The organism is Streptomyces indicus (assembly GCF_900100315.1).
In the GTDB taxonomy this organism is placed as follows: domain Bacteria; phylum Actinomycetota; class Actinomycetes; order Streptomycetales; family Streptomycetaceae; genus Streptomyces; species Streptomyces indicus.
Map to the genome: position 1 here is coordinate 608124 of NZ_FNFF01000002.1, position 18824 is coordinate 626947.

The 18824-nt window shown below is 71.0% G+C and carries 22 protein-coding genes; 10 read left to right on the plus strand and 12 right to left on the minus strand.

Annotated features, from left to right (window positions below; all coding sequences use genetic code 11):
* Positions 1–32: 32 nt before the first annotated feature.
* Together BLT97_RS09295 and BLT97_RS09300 are read right to left on the minus strand one after the other, a co-directional pair.
* On the minus strand, positions 33–743 hold the full coding sequence (locus tag BLT97_RS09295; RefSeq protein WP_093608286.1) for a hypothetical protein: 711 nt from the start codon (positions 741–743) through the stop codon (positions 33–35).
* A gap of 201 nt (positions 744–944) precedes the next feature.
* Positions 945–1505: a hypothetical protein gene (locus tag BLT97_RS09300; RefSeq protein ID WP_093608287.1), complete on the minus strand. Its 561-nt coding sequence runs from the start codon at positions 1503–1505 to the stop codon at positions 945–947.
* Between the two features lie 176 nt (positions 1506–1681).
* Between BLT97_RS09300 and BLT97_RS09305 the strand changes: the two genes are divergently transcribed.
* A complete protein-coding gene (locus BLT97_RS09305; RefSeq protein ID WP_093608288.1) occupies positions 1682–2191 on the plus strand; it encodes a DinB family protein in 510 nt (169 codons plus the stop codon).
* Positions 2192–2226: 35 nt separating this feature from the next.
* On the opposite strand, the gene BLT97_RS09310 is transcribed toward BLT97_RS09305, so the two are convergent.
* The 3 genes from BLT97_RS09310 to BLT97_RS09320 are packed head-to-tail and all read right to left on the minus strand — an operon-like array spanning position 2227 to position 4026.
* The gene (locus tag BLT97_RS09310) at positions 2227–2799 is read right to left on the minus strand and encodes a Clp protease N-terminal domain-containing protein (protein WP_093608289.1); all 573 of its coding nucleotides are present in this window, start codon (positions 2797–2799) and stop codon (positions 2227–2229) included.
* Positions 2799–3008: a helix-turn-helix domain-containing protein gene (locus BLT97_RS09315; RefSeq protein WP_093608290.1), complete on the minus strand. Its 210-nt coding sequence runs from the start codon at positions 3006–3008 to the stop codon at positions 2799–2801. Before BLT97_RS09315 ends, BLT97_RS09310 begins: the two co-directional genes overlap by 1 nt.
* A gap of 31 nt (positions 3009–3039) precedes the next feature.
* Positions 3040–4026 carry an NAD(P)-dependent oxidoreductase gene (locus BLT97_RS09320; RefSeq protein ID WP_107407001.1) on the minus strand — a complete coding sequence of 329 codons (987 nt, stop codon included), beginning with the start codon at positions 4024–4026 and terminating at the stop codon, positions 3040–3042.
* Between the two features lie 60 nt (positions 4027–4086).
* Here BLT97_RS09320 and BLT97_RS09325 point away from each other — a divergent pair, with 60 nt between their 5' ends.
* Positions 4087–4680: a TetR/AcrR family transcriptional regulator gene (locus BLT97_RS09325; RefSeq protein ID WP_281251120.1), complete on the plus strand. Its 594-nt coding sequence runs from the start codon at positions 4087–4089 to the stop codon at positions 4678–4680.
* 60 nt (positions 4681–4740) lie between these two features.
* On the opposite strand, the gene BLT97_RS09330 is transcribed toward BLT97_RS09325, so the two are convergent.
* Positions 4741–5703 (minus strand): zinc-binding dehydrogenase, encoded by a 963-nt coding sequence (locus BLT97_RS09330; protein WP_093608372.1) that lies wholly within the window; start codon positions 5701–5703, stop codon positions 4741–4743.
* A gap of 155 nt (positions 5704–5858) precedes the next feature.
* Positions 5859–7067 (minus strand): NAD(P)-dependent malic enzyme, encoded by a 1209-nt coding sequence (locus BLT97_RS09335; protein ID WP_093608292.1) that lies wholly within the window; start codon positions 7065–7067, stop codon positions 5859–5861.
* Between the two features lie 536 nt (positions 7068–7603).
* On the opposite strand from BLT97_RS09335, the gene BLT97_RS09340 reads away from it, so the two are divergent.
* Genes BLT97_RS09340 through BLT97_RS09350 form a run of 3 tightly spaced genes read left to right on the plus strand, consistent with a single transcriptional unit; the run spans position 7604 to position 10315 of the window.
* Positions 7604–8578, plus strand: coding sequence for an ABC transporter substrate-binding protein (locus BLT97_RS09340; protein ID WP_093608293.1), 975 nt, complete (start codon positions 7604–7606; stop codon positions 8576–8578).
* A gap of 37 nt (positions 8579–8615) precedes the next feature.
* Positions 8616–9557: an amino acid ABC transporter permease gene (locus BLT97_RS09345; RefSeq protein WP_093608294.1), complete on the plus strand. Its 942-nt coding sequence runs from the start codon at positions 8616–8618 to the stop codon at positions 9555–9557.
* A gap of 5 nt (positions 9558–9562) precedes the next feature.
* Positions 9563–10315 carry an amino acid ABC transporter ATP-binding protein gene (locus BLT97_RS09350; protein WP_093608373.1) on the plus strand — a complete coding sequence of 251 codons (753 nt, stop codon included), beginning with the start codon at positions 9563–9565 and terminating at the stop codon, positions 10313–10315.
* Between the two features lie 323 nt (positions 10316–10638).
* Here BLT97_RS09350 and BLT97_RS09355 read toward each other — a convergent pair whose 3' ends face one another.
* A complete protein-coding gene (locus BLT97_RS09355; RefSeq protein ID WP_093608295.1) occupies positions 10639–11427 on the minus strand; it encodes a class I SAM-dependent methyltransferase in 789 nt (262 codons plus the stop codon).
* 101 nt (positions 11428–11528) lie between these two features.
* On the opposite strand from BLT97_RS09355, the gene BLT97_RS09360 reads away from it, so the two are divergent.
* Positions 11529–12158 carry a CGNR zinc finger domain-containing protein gene (locus tag BLT97_RS09360; RefSeq protein WP_093608296.1) on the plus strand — a complete coding sequence of 210 codons (630 nt, stop codon included), beginning with the start codon at positions 11529–11531 and terminating at the stop codon, positions 12156–12158.
* Here the strand turns inward: BLT97_RS09360 and sodX are convergent.
* Positions 12062–12487, minus strand: a complete 426-nt coding sequence (sodX, locus tag BLT97_RS09365) for a nickel-type superoxide dismutase maturation protease (RefSeq protein WP_093608297.1) — start codon at positions 12485–12487, stop codon at positions 12062–12064. The two genes, BLT97_RS09360 and sodX, sit on opposite strands and share 97 nt — an antisense overlap.
* Before the next feature lie 215 nt (positions 12488–12702).
* Here sodX and sodN point away from each other — a divergent pair, with 215 nt between their 5' ends.
* Positions 12703–13098, plus strand: coding sequence for a superoxide dismutase, Ni (sodN, locus tag BLT97_RS09370; RefSeq protein WP_003992892.1), 396 nt, complete (start codon positions 12703–12705; stop codon positions 13096–13098).
* A gap of 138 nt (positions 13099–13236) precedes the next feature.
* On the opposite strand, the gene BLT97_RS09375 is transcribed toward sodN, so the two are convergent.
* A complete protein-coding gene (locus BLT97_RS09375) occupies positions 13237–13986 on the minus strand; it encodes a LolA-like protein (protein ID WP_093608298.1) in 750 nt (249 codons plus the stop codon).
* Between the two features lie 178 nt (positions 13987–14164).
* Here BLT97_RS09375 and BLT97_RS09380 point away from each other — a divergent pair, with 178 nt between their 5' ends.
* Positions 14165–14656: a GNAT family N-acetyltransferase gene (locus BLT97_RS09380; RefSeq protein ID WP_093608299.1), complete on the plus strand. Its 492-nt coding sequence runs from the start codon at positions 14165–14167 to the stop codon at positions 14654–14656.
* A gap of 80 nt (positions 14657–14736) precedes the next feature.
* On the opposite strand, the gene BLT97_RS09385 is transcribed toward BLT97_RS09380, so the two are convergent.
* Both BLT97_RS09385 and BLT97_RS09390 read right to left on the minus strand, forming a co-directional pair.
* On the minus strand, positions 14737–15642 hold the full coding sequence (locus BLT97_RS09385; protein WP_093608300.1) for an ABC transporter permease: 906 nt from the start codon (positions 15640–15642) through the stop codon (positions 14737–14739).
* Entirely contained in the window at positions 15639–16691 is a 1053-nt protein-coding gene (locus tag BLT97_RS09390) for an ABC transporter ATP-binding protein (RefSeq protein ID WP_093608301.1), read from the minus strand. The genes BLT97_RS09385 and BLT97_RS09390 overlap by 4 nt, the downstream gene beginning before the upstream one ends.
* Positions 16692–16822: 131 nt before the next feature.
* On the opposite strand from BLT97_RS09390, the gene BLT97_RS09395 reads away from it, so the two are divergent.
* Complete coding sequence (locus BLT97_RS09395) at positions 16823–18106, plus strand: sensor histidine kinase (protein ID WP_093608302.1); 1284 nt, start codon at positions 16823–16825, stop codon at positions 18104–18106.
* Positions 18103–18777, plus strand: a complete 675-nt coding sequence (locus BLT97_RS09400) for a response regulator (RefSeq protein ID WP_093608303.1) — start codon at positions 18103–18105, stop codon at positions 18775–18777. Before BLT97_RS09395 ends, BLT97_RS09400 begins: the two co-directional genes overlap by 4 nt.
* Positions 18778–18824 lie beyond the last annotated feature (47 nt).

Genomic DNA, 18824 nt, shown 5'->3' on the forward strand with positions numbered 1-18824 from the left:
GACCCACCCCTCCTTCGTACCCGGGCTCCGGATCAGTTCGAGATGTGGAACGTGATCTGGTGCAGGTACACGATCTTGGTGTCCTCGCCGTCGGGCGCGTCCGGGTTCGGAGCGTCGGACTGGAAGTAGAACTGGGGCGCCTTCTGGCCGACGAGCTTGCCCTCGCTCTCCAGCTCGGCCATCTCCTTGACGAAGGTGTTGGCATCCGGGGTCGAGGAACCCATCCGCTTCGCCAGGTCGCCCTCGACGACCACCTTCAGCTTCGCGTCGTCAAGCAGCACGTTCATCGCCGCCCCGGTCGCGCTGTCCGGCTTGAACTGGGGCTCGGTCTCGCCGCCCTGGCACTCGTAGTGGCCGAGGACGAGGCCCACCACGGTGTTGGGCGCCTCGCCGCCGAAGGTGAGCGTCTCGATCTTTCCGTAGGGGCCCTGGCCGTTCTCGGCGCAGACGTTGTCGGCCGGGTTCACCCCGCCCTTGCCGTCGCCGCTCCCGCCGCTCCCCTCGGGGGCGGCCGTCCCGGTCTTGTCCCCGGCGGGCTTCGACGGCTTGTCGGTCTTGTCGCCCTGCTCGGGCTGCTCGGGCTTCTCGGACTGCTCCGGCTTCTCGGTGGCCGTCGCGGAGGGCTTGCTCCCGTCGGCCTTCCCGTCCTCCTCACCCGGCTGGCAGGCGGTGGTGGTGAGCAGGGCGGCGAGGGCGAGCGCCCCCAGGACGGTGACTCTGCTGCTCTTGCGGATGACGCGCATGAAGATTCCCCCGAATCTCTGGGCCGGCTTGCGTGGTCGGTCCGGCGAGCAGAGTCTGCCCCGCGGGGATCAAGGATCCATCCTCGGCCCGGCGATCGTTACCGATCACGGACATGGCCGGAACGCTTCCGTTTCCCCCCGCCACGCCCCGCCCGACCTGCACGGACGGCGAACGGTCCGCACTCCCGCCGAGGCGCCCCCTCACCCGCACTGCCAGAGGAACCGCCCCTCCTTGCCGTCCGGCGACAGGAAGGCATAGCCCACGCCCATGTCGCCGAAGTCGACGTGGAACGGCAGGCCCGCCGAGTCCAGCTGGGCTATCAACTGCCAGCCGGGGCCCGGCTCCTCGCCGCCCTGCAGCCAGTTCGGCTCGATGCCGGGGCCGCCGAGGAACTGCCACTCCTCCCCGTCCGGCGCCCGCTCCACCGCACGCGGGACGAAGTCGTCGCCCGCCGAGGGCCCGGCCTCGGCCGCCGTGACCGCGACGAACTCCGGGATACGGCCCGCGGGCTGGACGATCAGCGCATTCTCCCCGCCCTCCGGCTCGAACGTCGCCTCCTCGCCGTCCTCCGAGGCCGTCATGAAGAGATAGCCGAGCCGGCTGTCGCCGAGCTCGAACTGCCCCAGGAACTCCATGGGTTCACCACTCACCCGCGAGAGCGGCCACTGCGGCTCCTCCAGCCAGACGGGCTGGCCGCCGACCTTGGTGACCGGCCGGCGCACCGCGGCGGGCGCGGGAACGAATTCGACGGGCACGGGCATGCTGGGCCTCCTGCCGCTGCACGGACGGGACGGCGGACTCCGAGAGTCCTCGACCCCTCCGAAGCTAGCGGGCCCCACTGACAACGCCGCCCGACCTGCATGGATACTGACGCCACCGCATCCCGAGCCCGCACCGCCACCGCCACCACAGCCACAGCCACGAGGAGACGCCCCGCATGACCGCCGACCCCCGCATCGGACCGCCCCTGCGCGGCGGTGAGCGCGAGACGCTGCGCGCCTTTCTCGACTACCACCGCGCGACCCTCGCCATGAAGTGCGCAGGGCTCACGGACGAGGAGCTGCGGCAGCGCTCGATGCCGCCCTCCACGCTGTCGCTGCTGGGCCTGGTCCGGCACATGGCGGAGGTGGAACGCGCCTGGTTCCACCGGGTGTTCGAGGACCACGAGGCGCCGATGGTGTGGTCCGACGAGATCGACTTCCAGGCCGCGTACGACGCGAGCGGCTCCACCCGGGCCGAGGCCTTCGGGGCCTGGGAGGCCGAGGTGGAGCGCTCGCGCCGGATCGAGAAGGAGGCCGAATCGCTCGACGTCACCGGCCGCCAGCCACGCTGGGACAAGGAGGTCTCGCTGCGGATGGTGATGGTGCACGTCCTGCTCGAATACGGGCGGCACAACGGTCACGCCGACTTCCTGCGCGAGGGCGTGGACGGCACCGTCGGCGCCTGAGCCCCGGGCCGCCCCGTCCTGGGCGCGGCCCGGCCTCAACCCGCTTTCGCGGCGCCTCCGTTGCCCGCCCCGAGCACCCGCTCGACCCCGTCGAAGGTCGCCCCGCACGCGGCGAGGACATCCCGTACGACACCGGGCCTCGCGGTCATCGCGAGCAGCAGGTGCTCGTCGCCGATGGTCTTGTCCTTGCGGGCCAGGGCCACGCGCAGCGACTGTTCGAGCACCGCCTTCGCGTCCCGCGTGAAGGGACGGTGCCCGGACGCGCCCCACGGGAACTTCCGGCGCGGCCTGCCGTGCATCAACGCCCCCTCGCCGTGGGCCTCTTCGACCCGCGAGACGATCGCGCCGACATTGATCCCGAGTCCGGCGAGCGCTTCCGCGTCCGCCTCCGAGAGCCCGCCGCGGCGCCGCGCCTCGTCGAGCCCGGAGACCACCGCCGCCGCCCGCACCCCCAGCGCGTCGAGCGCGAACGCCGCCTTCGTGCCGCGCGACTCCAGCAGCGCGAGCAGCAGGTGTGCCGGCTCGATCTCCTCGGCCTGCGCGCGTTCCGCATGTGCCACCGCACCCTTGACCACGGTGCGGGCGCCGTCCGTGAACCGCTCGAACATCACTGCCTCCCGTACTTCTTGTGCACGGCCTGCCTGCTCACGCCGAGCTCGGCGGCGATCTCCTGCCAGGACCAGCCCTGGTTGCGCGCGCCGCGCACCTGGACCGCTTCGAGCTGTTCGAGCAGCCGCCGCAGTGCGGCGACCGCCCGCAGCCCGACCCGGGGGTCCTGATCGCCCGCCCGCTCGGCGAGATCCGTCGCTTCGGTCATGCCGTCAACTTACGTTGACAGCCATCGCCTGTCAACCATGGTTGACAGACGCCTCGCTCCCCCGGAAGACCTCCACCAGACTGGTGACGCTGCGGTCCGCGAGCCCCGCGTCCATGCCCCGCCGGAACACCGAGAGCAGCGCCTCGGGCAGTGCGGCGTCGACCCCCGAGTCACGGGCGGTGTCCACCACGTGCTCCACGCTGGCGACCCCCATCGACAGCCGGTCCACGTCGCCCTCGTGACTGCCTGCCTGGAGCCGCGGCGTATAGAACTTCAGGAATCCCGCGACCGAGTCGGCGGTCTGCACGGCGTACGGGAGCAGCTCCTCGGGACTGATGCCGTTGGCGCCGGCCACGGCGACCGTGTGCAGATACGCGGTGAGGCTGCTCCAGAACAGGCCGAGCTGGAGCTGGTACCAGAGCGGCGCGAGACCGTGGTCCGCACCCCGGTAGTCCACGGACCCGATGACCTCGAACACCTCGCGGTGCTCCTCCACCACGTCCTTGGGCCCCGCGAAGTACACGAAGGCCTCGTCCGTGCCGACCTGCACCGCCGAGACACCGAGCCCGCCGGCCACATAGCGCGCCCCGTGCGACTCGGCCCAGGCCGCGCCCGCGCGGGTGCGCTCGGGGGTGTCGGAGCTGAAGTTGGCGACGACCTTGCCCGCCAGGGAGTCCGCCACCGGCCCCAGGATCTGGTGCATGGCCGCGTAGTCCGTGAGCACCACGAGCACCAACTCGCTTGCCGCCAGCGCCTCTTCGGGGCTCGCGGCCCGCGCCGCCCCCTTCGCGACCAGCTCGTCGGCACGGCTCGCGGTCCGGTTCCACACGGTCACCCGGTGCCCGCGCTCCAGGAGGGCGGCCGAGATGGCCCGCCCCATCGGACCGAGCCCGATCACGGTCACCGGCTGCTTGGCGGCCGACCCGTCCGCGCCGTTCCCGCCCATCTTGCTCGTCGACTCACCCATGACGTCTCCCCATCTCAACTCGGCGTCAGCTAGAACGAACGCTCTATCCAGAACGAGGACGACCGTAGCACAGGTTCTGGAATGAACGCTCTATTCGGTAAGCTCGCCTGCGTGAAGACGAAGGAGAAGGCGGCGGGCGGCCCCGACACCCGCACACGGATCGTGCGCACCGCCTCGCGGCTGATGCAGCGCCAGGGCTACGACGGCACGGGGATCAAGCAGATCTCCCAGGAGGCCGAGGCCACGCTGGGCTCGGTGTACCACTTCTTCCCGGGCGGGAAGCAGGAGCTCGCGGTGGCCGCGATCCGGCACGGGGACGAGGAGTTCGTGCACGAGCTGAGCGCCGCGCTCGACAGCGAGGAGGACCCGGCGGCCGCGGTCCTCGCCCTGAGCGCGTCCATCGCGGCGGGGCTGCGCGCATCCGACTGGATCGACGGCTGCCCGATCACCACGACCTCGCTCGGCACCGCGGGCCGCGTCCCGGACATCCAGGAGGCGGCCGCCGCGGCCTTCGCGCGCTGGCGCGGCCTCGTCCACGACAAGCTGCGCGCCTCGGGGATCGCCGAGGAGGACGCGCACGCGCTCGCGCACACGGTGATCAGCACCCTGGAGGGCGCGGAGCTCGCGTCCCAGGTGTCGCGCAGCGTGGAGCCGCTGGAGATCGCGGGCAGGCATCTGGCCCGGCTGATCGCCCTGCATCGCTAGCGGGCGGCCAACCGGGCCGGAAGGGACAGGAGTTGAGACGTACGGCCGTCGGACCGCCGGTCAGACTGTCAGCACGATCTTCCCGAACAGCTCGCCCGACTCCATCCGAGCGAAGCCCTCGCGGGCGCGGTCGAGGGGCAGTTCCTCGTCGATGACCGGACGGACACCGGTCGCGGCGCAGAACGAGAGCAGGTCCTCCAGCTCGTCCTTGGAGCCCATCGTCGAGCCGACGATCTTCAGCTCCAGGAAGAAGACGCGGGTGAGCTCGGCGTGCGAGGGGCGGTCGCCGCTCGTGGCGCCCGAGATCACCAACGTGCCGCCCGGGCGCAGGGACTTGACGGAGTGCGACCAGGTGGCGGCGCCGACCGTCTCGATCACGGCGTCCACGCGCTGGGGCAGCCGCGCGCCCGGCTCGACCGCCTCGACCGCGCCCAGCTCGATGGCGCGCTTGCGCTTGGCCTCGTCCCGGCTGGTCGCGAAGACGCGGAGACCGGCCGCCTTGCCGAGTACGATCGCCGCGGTCGCGACACCGCCGCCCGCGCCCTGCACGAGCACCGAATCCCCGGGCCGCACACCGGCGTTGGTGAAGAGCATCCGGTACGCGGTGAGCCAGGCGGTGGGCAGACAGGCGGCCTCGGCGAAGCTGAGCTCCTTGGGCTTGGGCAGGACGTTCCAGGTGGGCACGGAGACCTGCTCGGCGAAGGTGCCCTGGTAGCGCTCGGTGAGGATGGAGCGGGGCTCCTTCGGGCCTACCCCGTGCCCGGACTGGCCGATCACCGAATGCAGGACGACCTCGTTGCCGTCCTCGTCGACGCCGGCCGCGTCGCAGCCGAGGATCATCGGGAGCTTGTCCTCGCCGAGGCCCACGCCCCGCAGGGACCACAGGTCGTGGTGGTTGAGGGAGGCGGCCTTGACGTCGATGGTGGACCAGCCCTCGCGGACGACGGGCGCGGGCCGCTCCCCCAACTCGAGCCCGTTGAGCGGCTGATCACGGTCGATACGTGCGGCGTATGCAGCGAACATGGGGGTGACGATATTGGTGCCCCTGTACGTCACGGAACCGTCGCCGGGTGTGACACCCCGCACCACCTCGGCCTGAGGCGACTCTCAGCCCCTGCGGCCCTGAAAGCAAAAGGGCCCCGCCCACAACGGACGGGACCCTCCTGCAGAAACCCGGCTCAGCGGCGGGCCACACCCTCCGCACGCGCCGCAGCGGCCACCGCGGCGGTGACCGCCGGAGCGACCCGCTCGTCGAACGGCGACGGGATCACGTACTCCGCGGACAGGTCGTCCCCGACCACCCCGGCGAGCGCGTCAGCCGCGGCGATCTTCATGCCCTCGGTGATGCGCGAGGCACGCACCTGGAGCGCGCCGGCGAAGATGCCGGGGAACGCGAGCACATTGTTGATCTGGTTCGGGAAGTCCGAACGGCCGGTGGCCACGACCGCCGCGTACTTGTGCGCGACGTCGGGGTGCACCTCGGGGTTCGGGTTGGCCATGGCGAACACGAAGGAGTCCGGGGCCATGGAGGCGACCGCCGGCTCCGGGACCGTACCGCCGGAGACGCCGATGAAGACGTCGGCTCCGGCCAGGGCGGACTCCAGGGAGCCGGAGAGGTTCGCCTTGTTGGTCAGCTCGGCCAGCTCGCGCTTGACCGGCGTGAGGTCGTCGCGGTCGCGGCTGACGATGCCCTTGCGGTCGGCCACGGAGACGTCGCCGATGCCGGCCTCGAGGAGGAACTTGGCGATGGCCACACCCGCGGCGCCGGCGCCGGAGATCACGGCGCGCAGGTCGCCGAGCGTCCGGTTCGTGAGCTTCGCGGCGTTACGGAGCGCCGCCAGGGTGACGATCGCGGTGCCGTGCTGGTCGTCGTGGAAGACCGGGATGTCCAGCTCCTCCTGGAGCCGCTTCTCGATCTCGAAGCAGCGCGGCGCCGAGATGTCCTCGAGGTTGACACCGCCGAAGGACGGGGCGAGGCGCTTGACCGTCTCGACGATCTCGTCCACCGAGGTGGTGTCGAGCGCGAGCGGCACGGCGTCCACGCCGCCGAACTGCTTGAACAGGATCGCCTTGCCCTCCATCACGGGGAGCGAGGCGGAAGGACCGATGTCGCCGAGTCCGAGCACAGCCGTGCCGTCGGTGACGACCGCCACCACGTTCGAGGTCCACGTGTAGTCGTGGACGAGCTCCGGCTGCTCGGCGATGGCGCTGCACACCTTGGCGACACCAGGTGTGTACGCGAGGGACAGGTCGTCCTTGTCACGGACCGGCACCGTGGCCTGAACAGCCATCTTGCCGCCGCGGTGCAGCGCGAAGGCCGGGTCGAAGGGCTCGTCGGCCCCGTGCGTCCCGGCGTCGCTGCGAGGATTGACGATCTCCGCTGCCACTTTGTCTGACCCCTTAAAGGTTCAATCGTTGAGGGTTGCCACTCCCTGTTCGGGAGTGGGCGGGCACCGCGCGAACGCCTCGCCGTTGGGCGATGGGCCTCCCATGCACTGGGAGCTGTCCGCGCGCGGGCGCGCCGCACACGCGCCCTGGTCCCCGGATGAGGGGTGTAACGCTCTTTTGTACAGGATGAACGTGGCTCTCCACGAGAGAGATTCGCCTCAACCTGTGGATCAAGCTACGTCAAATGTCCGGAGTCGGGCGAAAAGTTCAACAACCCTGTCCGTATGGCGAGATGGGGCCGATATGGGCCGGTTGGCGACCGTTCGCTGAGCGGACGCTCACCCCGGAATTCCGGGGCTCGACGGCCCCGCTCGCACCCGTTATCCGATTTTGACATGGGGGGCACCCTGAATCTTCCGGTCCGAATGGCAAGATGCCGTAATCACACAAGGTCGCGGGACCCGAAGCCGTGTACGCGACCGCCTGCATCTCTCCCTCATCAGCACGCACAGCACGCATCTGCCGGAGGACCCCCATGACCGCAAGCACCATTCGTCGCACGACCGCCAAGTCCCGGATAGCCGCGGTCGGCGCCATCGCGGTCGCCGGCGCCCTGATCCTGACCGGATGCGGCGACCAGACCAAGGACAGCGACAGCGGCAGCGACGCCACGAAGGACGGCGGCAAGAAGAGCTCGGCGCCGCTGTTCTCGAAGCTGCCCAAGGAGATCCAGGACAAGGGCGTCATCAACGTCGGTTCGGACATCGCGTACGCCCCCGTGGAGTACGTGGACGAGTCCGGCAAGACGGTGGGTATCGACCCCGACATCGCGGCGGCCATGGGCAAGCAGCTCGGCGTCGAGTTCAAGTTCCAGAACGGCAAGTTCGCCGACCTCATCGGCGGTCTCGGCGGCGGTCGCTACGACATCGCCATGTCGGCCATGACCGACACCAAGGACCGCCAGAACGGCATCGACGGCGACACGGGCAAGAAGGTCGGCAAGGGTGTCGACTTCGTCGACTACTTCGTCGCCGGTGTCTCGCTCTACACCAACAAGGGCGAGACCCAGGGCATCAAGACCTGGGACGACCTGTGCGGCAAGACCATCGCCGTCCAGCAGGCCACCTTCTCCCTCGACCTGGCCAACGACCAGGCCAAGAAGTGCAAGGACGACGGCAAGCCGGCCCTCAAGGTCGAGGACTTCCCGACCAACCCGGAGGCCGAGACCCGTATGCGCGGCGGCGGCGCCGACGTCGTCTCCGCGGACTTCCCGATCGCGGCGTACTCCGTGAAGAACTCGGGCGGCGGCAAGAACTTCGAGATCGTCGGCGACCAGGTCGAGGCCGGCCCGTACGGCATCGCCGTCGCCAAGGGCAACGACCAGCTGCGCGACGCCCTCAAGGCCGCGCTCGAGGCGATCATCAAGAGCGGCGAGTACGACAAGATCATCTCGAAGTGGGGCGTCGAGGACGGCGCCGTCAAGGAAGTCACCGTCAACGGCGGCAAGTAACCGGCTCCCGGCCCACGCTGGTTGAAAGGCAACACCCGTGACTGTTGACGTCAACAAGACGGACGGCCCGGGCGGCGCCCGCGGCGGCGGACCGGAGGTCATCAAGGCCATCCCGGTCCGCCACCCGCTGCGCTACGTCTCGGCCCTGATCGCGCTCGGCCTGCTCGTCGCGATCGTCTACGCATTCGCCCAGTCGGACAAGATCAACTGGGCCACGATTCCCGACTACTTCTTCAACGAGCGCATCCTCGACGGTGTCGTCGAGACGATGAAGCTGACGGTCCTCGCGATGCTCATCGGCGTGGTCCTCGGCATCGTCCTCGCCGTGATGCGCCTGTCGAAGAACCCGGTCACCAGCGGGATCGCCTGGTTCTACATCTGGTTCTTCCGCGGCACCCCGGTCCTGGTCCAGCTCTTCGTCTGGTTCAACCTCGGCCTGGTCTTCGAGTACATCAACCTCGGTCCGTTCTACAAGGACCAGTGGTCGGACTTCATGACGCCGATGCTGACGGCGCTCCTGGGTCTGGGCCTCAACGAGGCCGCGTACATGGCGGAGATCTGCCGCGCCGGTCTGCTCTCGGTGGACGAGGGCCAGACCGAGGCGGCGCACGCGCTCGGCATGAGCCACTCCAAGACCCTGCGCCGCATCGTGATCCCGCAGTCGATGCGGGTGATCGTGCCGCCGACGGGCAACGAGGTCATCAACATGCTGAAGACCACCTCGCTGGTCTCGGCGGTGCAGTACCTCGACCTGTTCCGGGTCACCCAGCAGATCGGTGAACGGTCCACGGCCACGGTGGAGATGTACTTCCTCGCCGCCGCCTGGTACCTGGTCATGACCTCGATCCTGTCGGTGGGCCAGTACTACGTGGAGCGCTTCTACGCCAAGGGCTCCACCCGCACGCTCCCGCCGACGCCGATGCAGCGCCTGAAGGCCGCTGTCATCCCGTCGCGCAACCTGTCGGGAGGTCTCCGATGACCGCCATGGTCAAGGCCGAGAACGTCCACAAGTCGTTCGGCAACGTCGAGGTGCTCAAGGGCATCGACCTCGAAGTGGCTCCCCGCGAGGTCTTCTGCCTGATCGGCCCCTCCGGCTCGGGCAAGTCGACCTTCCTGCGGTGCATCAACCACCTGGAGAAGATCACCGGCGGCCGGCTCTCGGTCGATGGCGACCTGGTGGGCTACCGCGAGAAGAACGGGAAGCTGTACGAGCTCAAGGACAGCGAAGTCGCCCTGAAGCGCCGGGACATCGGCATGGTCTTCCAGCGCTTCAACCTGTTCCCGCACATGACGGCGCTCGAGAACGTCATGGAGGCGCCGGTCCAGGTCAAGGGCGAGTCGAAGGCCGTGGCGCGCGAGCGCGCGCAGCGGCTGCTCGACCGCGTGGGCCTGGCCGACAAGGCCGGGAACTACCCGTCGCAGCTCTCCGGCGGCCAGCAGCAGCGTGTGGCGATCGCGCGTGCGCTCGCGATGGAGCCGAAGCTGATGCTCTTCGACGAGCCCACCTCGGCGCTCGACCCGGAGCTGGTCGGTGACGTCCTCGACGTCATGCGCGGCCTCGCCGAGGACGGCATGACGATGATCGTCGTCACCCACGAGATGGGCTTCGCCCGCGAGGTCGGCGATTCGCTGGTCTTCATGGACGAGGGCGTCGTCGTCGAGTCGGGCCACCCGCGCGACGTCCTGACGAACCCGCAGCACGAGCGGACGCAGTCGTTCCTCTCGAAGGTGCTGTAGCTCTTCACGAAGCGGCAGGGGCGGTACGGTGGGAGTTCCCGTACCGCCCCTGCCGCTTGCTGCTCATCCAGCCCCATCCAGCCCCGCCGGCGTTTGAGGCGATCCGAACGGAGTTCGGATGCGGGGGTCCGGGGGCGGAGCCCCCGGTTTCGGGAAGGGGCGGGTAGGGGAAATCCACCCACCGCAGGCGCAGGCCCACGCACCCGCAGCTCGCGGGGGCTCCGCCCCCTGCACCCCTGTAGGTGCGGGAAGCACGGGCATGCGCACAGGCATGCACTGATCCGCCGCACCCACACCCGCGGCAGGAGCTGGGTCCGAGCGCCCTACTTCAGCGCCAGCACCACCGAGTCCGCCGGCGAAGCCCACACCACCCGGGACTCTCCGAAGCCCATGTCCTTGAGCGTGGTCGCGTGCCACTCCGCCGAGGGCATGTCCCCGTCCGCGTGGTCGCCGTAGATCTCGAAGCGCTCGGCGGTCGGGCCCGCCAGGACCGGGTCGGCGGCGGCGAGCTGCCACCATTCCTTCCAGTCCAGGACGCCTTCCGCCTTCGCCCGCGCCGCCCGCGCATTGCGGTACGCGCTCTCCGCCGCGTTGATGCGCGGGGTGGCCGGATCGGGCATGTGGTCGGCGTTCATGAACACCCCGCCCTCACGCACCAGCCCCGCGATCTGCCCGTACAGGACGGCGAGTTCGGGGCTGTGCAGCCAGTGCAGCGCCGTCGCGGTGAGCACGGCGTCATAGGAGTCGTACGGCAGCCGGGAGGCCCACTCGGGGTCCTTCAGGTCCGCCCGTACGAACGTGACCCGCGCGTCCCCGGCGAAGGTGCCCTCCGCGATGGTGAGCAGCGCCGGGTCGAGGTCGACCCCGGTGCTCTCCGCCTCCGGGAACCTCTTGAGGAGCCGGTCCGTAATACTCCCCGTACCGCACGCGAGATCCAGCACCCGCGCCTTCGGACCGACCAGGGCCTCCACCATGTCGAGCATGACCGAGAACCGCTCCTCGCGGTCCGGCAGGTACCACTGCTGCTGCCGGTCCCAGCTGTCCTGCCAGGCGCGCCAGTCGGTGCCGTGGCCGAGGCCCGCGGTGCCGGGTGCCGTGTTGGTGTCCGTCATGGTTCCCCTCCGTACGTAATACCCTGTACGTAAGCCCCCGTGAAGGGCTCCGCCCATTACTTCCGTACGACGACGATAGACCGCATCCGTAAGGACTACAAGTGGAACTGGCCTATTACTCGGACTACGCCGTGCGCCTCGTCAACAGCGAGGAGCCGGTGCGCGAGAAGGACACGCTCACGAGCGTCGAGGCGGTGCGCGCGCTCTTCGGCGCGAATCAGTCGGCGGCCCGGCGGGCCACGGACGCGGACGTCACGCGCTTCCGCTCGGTGCGGGCGCGGCTGCGCGCGGTCTTCGAGGCGGCCGACGGCGGGGACGAGACCCTCGCCGTCGACCTGCTCAACTCACTGCTGCTCGAATTCCCGGTGAGCCCGCAGATCTCCGGGCACGACCACCGCGACGACGCGGGCAACCCGCTGTGGCACATGCACCTCGCGGACCACCCCTCGAACGCGACGGCGGGCTACGCGGCCATCGCCTCCATGGGCCTGGCCTTCCACCTCACCGAGCACGGCGTGGACCGCCTGGGCCTCTGCGAGGCGACCCCGTGCCGCAACGCGTACCTGGACACGTCCACCAACCGCTCCCGCCGCTACTGCTCCGACCGCTGCGCGACCCGGGCCAATGTCGCGGCCTACCGGGCCCGCAAGCGCGAGGAGGCGGCCGAGCGCACCGACCGCGAGGCGAGCACGGGACGCACCGCCGAGAAGAGCCAGAACGGCAGCCGCTGACCCTCGGCGCGCGGCCGGTAGCGGCCGAGCACCTTGGCGAGCACCAGCTCCTCGGGCACCGTCCCGTAGTCCGTGCTGTCGCCGCCCGCGAAGGAGTTGTCCCCGAGCACCCACCAGCCGCCCTCGCGCCGCTCGACGGCGCGCTTGACCACCAGCAGGTCCTGCTGGAACGGGTGGCGCAGGACGATCACGTCACCGGGCCGGATCCGCACCCCGTACCGGATCAGCAGCTGGTCGCCGTGGTGCAGCGTGGGCACCATGGACGGACCGTGCACCTCGGCGGTCCCGAACGGCACTCTGCGCTCCCCCCGTCGCACCGACTCCTGCATCAGGCACCTCCCGGCATCGGTCCCCACGCTCCCGGCTCGCTCCCGAGCAGCGGAGACCCCATTCTCCGCCCACCTCACAGTGTGCAGTGGGATCGTCCACGGGTCCCAGGTCCACCCTGGACTTTTGACCTAAGCACCCGGGGGCACCCGCGAAAGTCCCTCCTCCAGGGAGTAATGTCCCACCTGAGAAGACGATCACGAGGAAGGACAGCTACATGCTCTCCCGCCTGTTTGCGCCCAAGGTGAAGGTCAGCGCCCACTGCGACCTGCCCTGCGGTGTGTACGACCCCGCCCAGGCCCGTATCGAGGCGGAGTCGGTCAAGGCCGTCCAGGAGAAGATGGCCGGGAACGACGACCCGCACTTCCAGGCTCGCGCCACCGTCATCAAGGAGCAGCGCGCCGAGCTCGCCAAGCACCACGTGTCGGTGCTGTGGAGCGACTACTTCAAGCCCCCGCACTTCGAGAAGTACCCGGAGCTGCACCAGCTGGTGAACGACACCCTCAAGGCCCTCTCGGCCGCGAAGGGCTCGACCGACCCGGCGACCGGCCAGAAGGCGCTGGACTACATCGCCCAGATCGACAAGATCTTCTGGGAGACCAAGAAGGCCTGATCCGGGCCGTGTTCGGCACGGGCTGCGATCGGTGCACCGTCGCAGGCCGACGGACTCTTGGACATCAGGGAAGGGCCCGGCCGGGGTACCGGCCGGGCCCTTTCGTGTGCGCGCGGGCGGCGTTTCAGAGGCGGCGGTTCAGAGGGTGGCGACCTCGTCCGCTTCCGGCGGGGTGACCGTCACCAGCTCGTTGAACTCGCTGAGTTCGACCGTGAGCTTTCCATCGGCGGACTCGGACTTCAGCGGGTACGGCTGGCCCTCGGCGGCCACGTAGAGGGTGTGCTCCTGGCCGTGGGCCCGGCCCTTGACCGCGATCACCTTCGTGTCGTCGACCTCGCTCTCCTCGCCCTTGACCGGGTCGGTGAGCCGGCCGCCGGACAAGGACTGGAGGGTGTCCAGGTTGCACAGGGTCTTGAGGCCTTCGAGCTCCGGGGCCCTGTTGAGGTTGCGCTTGATGTACTTGCCCTCGATGTCCTTCGCGTCGGCGGAGGCGGAGGGGTCGGCGGAGCCTGTGCTGTTCGGCTCCGCGAGCAGGTTCTCCACCATCTTGTCGTCCGGCTTGATCCAGGCCGTACGGTCGGCGAGCACCAGGAACTCGAAGCTGCCGCCGTCGTCCGGCAGCTTCATCTCGCCGGTGCAGTTGCCCTGCCGGTCGACCGAGAGCTCGGTCTCCCTGGCCCCCGACCTGGCCGCCTCGTCGTCGATCTCGAGGTGCACGGACTCGGCGGTCTTGAAGGCCGCCGCCGACCTGCGCAGGATCTGCTCCGCCTCCAGGTTCGCCACCCCGTTGTCGTCGGCCGCTGCCGCCGTCCCCGCCAGGCCGCCCACGGCCAGGGCCGCCGCGGTGACGGTGGCGCCGAGGACGTTGACCGTACGTGGGCTGCGCATGAGAAGCCTCCCGCTCCCCGAGGGGTCCGCTGAGTGACCTTTCGACCGTATCCGTCACCCATTTGGCCCGCATCCCGGCCACCGGCCCCCGCCGCCGCACCGGCCGCCCCGTACAGGCCGTGGACCAGGCCCGCGAAGGGCATGGACCCCGCCCGCCCCGTCCGCCACCATGGCCCACATGCCGAACTGGACCATCAGCGCGGAGCCCGTCACCGGCGACGGAGTGGACGAGGTGATGCGGCAGTACGTCGAGGAGATGGGGCGGCGGGTGCTCGGGCGGCCGGTGAGCGAGGCCGAGGTGCGGGCCGTGCTCGCCCGCGACCCGCACGCCGATCTCGCGCCGCCCGCCGGGGAGTTCCTCGTCGCCCGCGGCGAGGCGCGGGACTTCCGCGGCTGCGTGGGCGTGCGCCTGCTGGCCGGTGCGCACGCGACGGCGGAGCTCAAGCGGATGTACGTGCACCCCGCCGGGCGCGGCGCCGGCCTGGGACGCGGACTGCTGTTCGCCGTGGAGGATGCGGCGAGGAGACTCGGGGCCACCACCATGGTCTGCGAGACCAACACGCAGCTGGTCGAGGCGCGCACCCTCTACCTCCGCAACGGATACGTGGAGACGGCGCCGTACGTGGGGCACGGCAGGGCGGACCATTGGTTCGCCAAAGCCCTGCGCTGACGGACCGGTTCGCCAAGGCCCGGGCTGACGGAACCGGTTCGCCGGAGCCTCAGGCTCACCGGTTCGCCGAAGCCCTGGGCTCACTGGTCCCTGCGCCGCACCGCGAGCACCGCGACCGCCGCCGCCACCGCGCCCCACACCCCGTACACGGTCCACGCCCCGCCCTGCGACCAGCCGAACTCCGGTGGTACGTAACGGGGTTCGGCCAGCCGGAGCCACGCCTGGTACGGGAGGGTGTGGCCGAGGAGTGCCGACCAGTAGCGGCCGTCCGTGAGGGCGATCGACAGGAAGAGCAGGACCGTCACCGTAGCGATCATCGTCGTCGCGGTGTGCCGGATCAGCGCGCCGAGCGCGAACCCCGCGAGGGCGCTGACCGGGGCGAGCAGCGCGGAGGCCAGCAGGACGCGCAGGGCGCCCGGGTGGTCGAGGCCGACGCCAGCATCGCGTGCGCCCAGGATCGCCTGGGTGCCGGCGAAGGAGGCCGCCGCGAGCAGCAGTCCGTAGACCGTCGTGAGAGCCCCGAGCACCACGGCTTTCGCGGCCATGACCGGGCCGCGCGCCGGGACCGCCGCGAACGTCGTGCGGATGGTGCCGGTGCTGTACTCGCCGACGACCGCGAAGGCCCCGATCGCGCCGAGGGCGAGCATCAGGACGAGCGCGGCGTTGGCGTTGAAGGCGTGCTGGAGCGGGATGCCGTCCTCGACGAACCGGGCGCGGTCGGCCGCGGTGCGTGCGGTCCAGTGGCTGTACGTGTCGTACGCCGTACCCAAGTTGAAGGCGAGGACGGCGAGTGCCGTGGTCCCGTAGGCGATCGGCAGGGAGCGCAGGGAGCGGATCTTGATCCACTCGGCCGCCGCCAAGTCCCGGAAGCGGGGGCGGGGTTCGTCCGTGCGCAGGGCCGCGGCGTGCGGCGGCGGTGGGGTGGCGGTAGTCGCGGTGGTGGCGGTCGCGGTGGTGGCGGTCGCGGTGGTGGCACTGGTGGTCATCGGGCGTCTCCCAGGGTGAGTCCGGGGGTGTCTTCCGGGGCGGGTCCCGGGGTGGGGGCCACGGCGGGCCCGGGGGTGACATCCGCGGTGGGTCCGGGGGCGTCGCCCCCTATGGGTCCGGCTACGGGCCGCGCGGGCTCCGCGCCCGCCCCCCGCGCGCCGTATTCGACGCTGTCCGCCGTGAGCTCCATGAACGCGCGCTCCAGCGAGGCGTTCTCCGTGGACAGGTAGTGCAGCAGGATGCGGTGGTCGAGGGCGATGCGGGCGATCTCGGGCGCCGTGACGCCGGTGATCTCCAGCCTTTCGCCGTACGAGGTCACGGCCGCGCCGGCCGCGGTCAGCAGACCGGCCAGGGCCTCGGCCCCGGGCGAGCGCACCGTCACATGGCCGCGGGTCCCGCGGGCCGCGAACGCGGCGAGGGGCTCGGCGGCGATCAGCTCGCCCCGGCCGATGACGATCAAGTCGTCCGCGGTGTGCTCCATTTCGGACATCAGGTGGCTGGAGACGAAGACCGTACGGCCCTCGTCCGCGAGCCGCCGGAACAGCTCGCGCACCCACTTCACGCCCTCCGGGTCGAGGCCGTTGAGCGGTTCGTCGAAGAGCAGCACGGGCGGATCGCCGAGGAGCGCGGAGGCGATGCCCAGACGCTGCTTCATGCCCAGCGAGTAGCCGCCGATGCGGCGGCCCGCCACGTCCGCGAGCCCGACCTCGCCGAGCACCTCGTCGACCCGGCCGCGCGGGATCCGGTTGCTGCGGGCCAGCGCCCACAGCTGGGCCCGTGCGCTGCGCCCGCCGTGCACATCATGGGCGTCGAGCAGCGCGCCCACGTGCCGCAGCCCGCGCGGCCGGCCGGCGAAGGGGCGGCCGGCCACGGTGACCGACCCGAACGTCGGCGAGTGCAGGCCGAGGATCATGCGCAGGGTGGTCGACTTGCCCGCTCCGTTGGGCCCGAGGAAGCCGGTGACGCGGCCGGGGTGGACGGTGAACGTCAGGTTCCGCACGGCCGGCTTCGTGCCGTATCGCTTGGTGAGTGCTGTCGCCTCGATCATGCGACGACAGTGCCGCGGGCGCGGGCCCCGGGGCGTCCAGCCGTCGTCGACACTTCGCGGCCCGGGTGTCACCCCAGGGTGTACAGCCCGGGGCCGATGACCCGCGCCGGTCCGCTCCTTACGATCACCTCATGCCCCCGACCGCCGCCGACCGCGACCCTCACCGCGCGCCCGTGCTCCGACGCATCCGCCCGGAGACCTGGGCCGTGGTCCTGTGGGGCGCGGCGTACGCCTTCGCCCTGCTCGACGAGTTCTTCCTGCTGCCCGGCGAAGCCCTGATGAACGGGCAGGCGCAGCCGTCCTTCTCGCCGGGCCTGCTCGGCTGGGCGCTGCTCGCGGTGGCCGCGGGCACGGCCGTCGCCGGCAGCAGGCTGCTGCGGGAGCGGCCGCTCATCGGGTACGCCCTGTTCCTCACCGCCTCCGCGTGGGCGGCCGCGACGCTGGGCAAGGCCGCCCAGTTCGACGTGGTGGCCTTCCTGGCACCGGCGTTCGCGCTGTACTGCGTGGCGCTGCGGCAGCCGCGCAGGACCGGTGCCGTCGCCGCCGGTCTCGCCCTGGCGGTGCTGCTCTTCCCCGTGGCCGCGCGGCGGGCGATGGACGCCAACATCGACACCGCCCAGCTGCTCGCCGCCCTCCTCACCGTCCTCGTCGCCTGGTTCGTCGGCGACGCCACCCACCAGACGCGCGCCCACGCCGCCGCGCTCCAGGAGCACGCCGCGCGGCAGGCCGTCACGGCCGAACGGCTGCGCATCGCACGGGAGATGCACGACACCGTCGCGCACAGCATCGGCATCATCGCGCTCCAGGCCGGCGCCGCGGCGCGGATCGTGCACACCCGGCCGGAGCGCGCGGGCGAGGCGATGCGCACGGTCGAGGAGACGGGGCGCGAGACCCTCGCGGGGCTGCGGCGGATGCTCGGCACCCTGCGCGAGGACGACGCCGCTCCGCCGCAGGGTCTCGCCGGCCTGGACCGTCTCGCCGATGCCACCACGGCGGCCGGGGTGCGCGTCGCGGTGACGCGGCAGGGCCCGCCCCGCCCGCTCCCGCAGGACGTCGATCTGGCCGCGTACCGCATCGTGCAGGAAGCGGTCACCAATGTCGTCCGGCATGCGGGGGCGCAGGCGTGCGAGGTGCTGGTGGAGTACGGGGAGCGTGACCTCACGCTGGAGATCACCGACCGAGGGAAGGGACCGGGCGAGGAGATGGTGCGGGACGAGGCCGGGGGGCCTGACGGTGTGGCGGGCGAGGGGCCTGACGGCGTGGCGGGCTCCCCCGAGGGAGGCACGCCGGGCTTCGGGATCGCCGGCATGCGGGAGCGGGTGGCGCTCCTGGACGGGGAGTTCAGCGCGGGCGCCCGGGCCGGCGGCGGCTTCCGGGTCGCGGCCCGGCTGCCCCTGCCGAAGGCGGCGGCATGATCCGGGTCGCGCTGGTGGACGACCAGCCGCTGGTGCGGGCCGCCCTTCAGATGGTGATCGAGGAGGCGGAGGACCTGGAGCTGGTGGGCGAGGCCGGCACCGGCGCGGAGGCGGTGCGGCTCGCCGAGCAGGCCGCACCCGACATAATCGTCATGGACATCCGTATGCCGGAAATGGACGGGATCGAGGCCACCCGGCAGATCGTGGCGGGCCCGTCCGGCGCGCAGATCATCGTCCTGACGACCTTCGACGACGACGCATACGTGTACGGGGCGCTGCGGGCCGGCGCGGCCGGGTTCCTCGTCAAGGACATGGCGCTGGAGCAGATCCTCGACGCGGTCAGGGTGGTGGCGGCCGGTGACGGCCTGCTCGCCCCCGCCGTCACCCGCCGCCTGATCAAGGACTTCGCCTCCGCGCAGCCGAGTCAACAGACCGAGAAGGTACGGGAGTTGAGCGGCATCACGGAGCGCGAGCGCGAGGTCCTGACCCTGATCGGCTCGGGTCTGACCAACACGGAGATCGCCGGCCGGCTGCACATCAGCGTGGCGACCGCGAAGACCTATGTGACCCGGATCCTCGCGAAGCTGGGCGCCCGGGACCGGGTGCAGCTGGTGATCATGGCGTACGAGGCGGGGCTGGTGGGGGGACCGGCGGGGACGGGAGCCAAGTAGGTTGAATCCGTCATCAACTCCCCCTCGCGTCACCCCCGCCTGGAGCT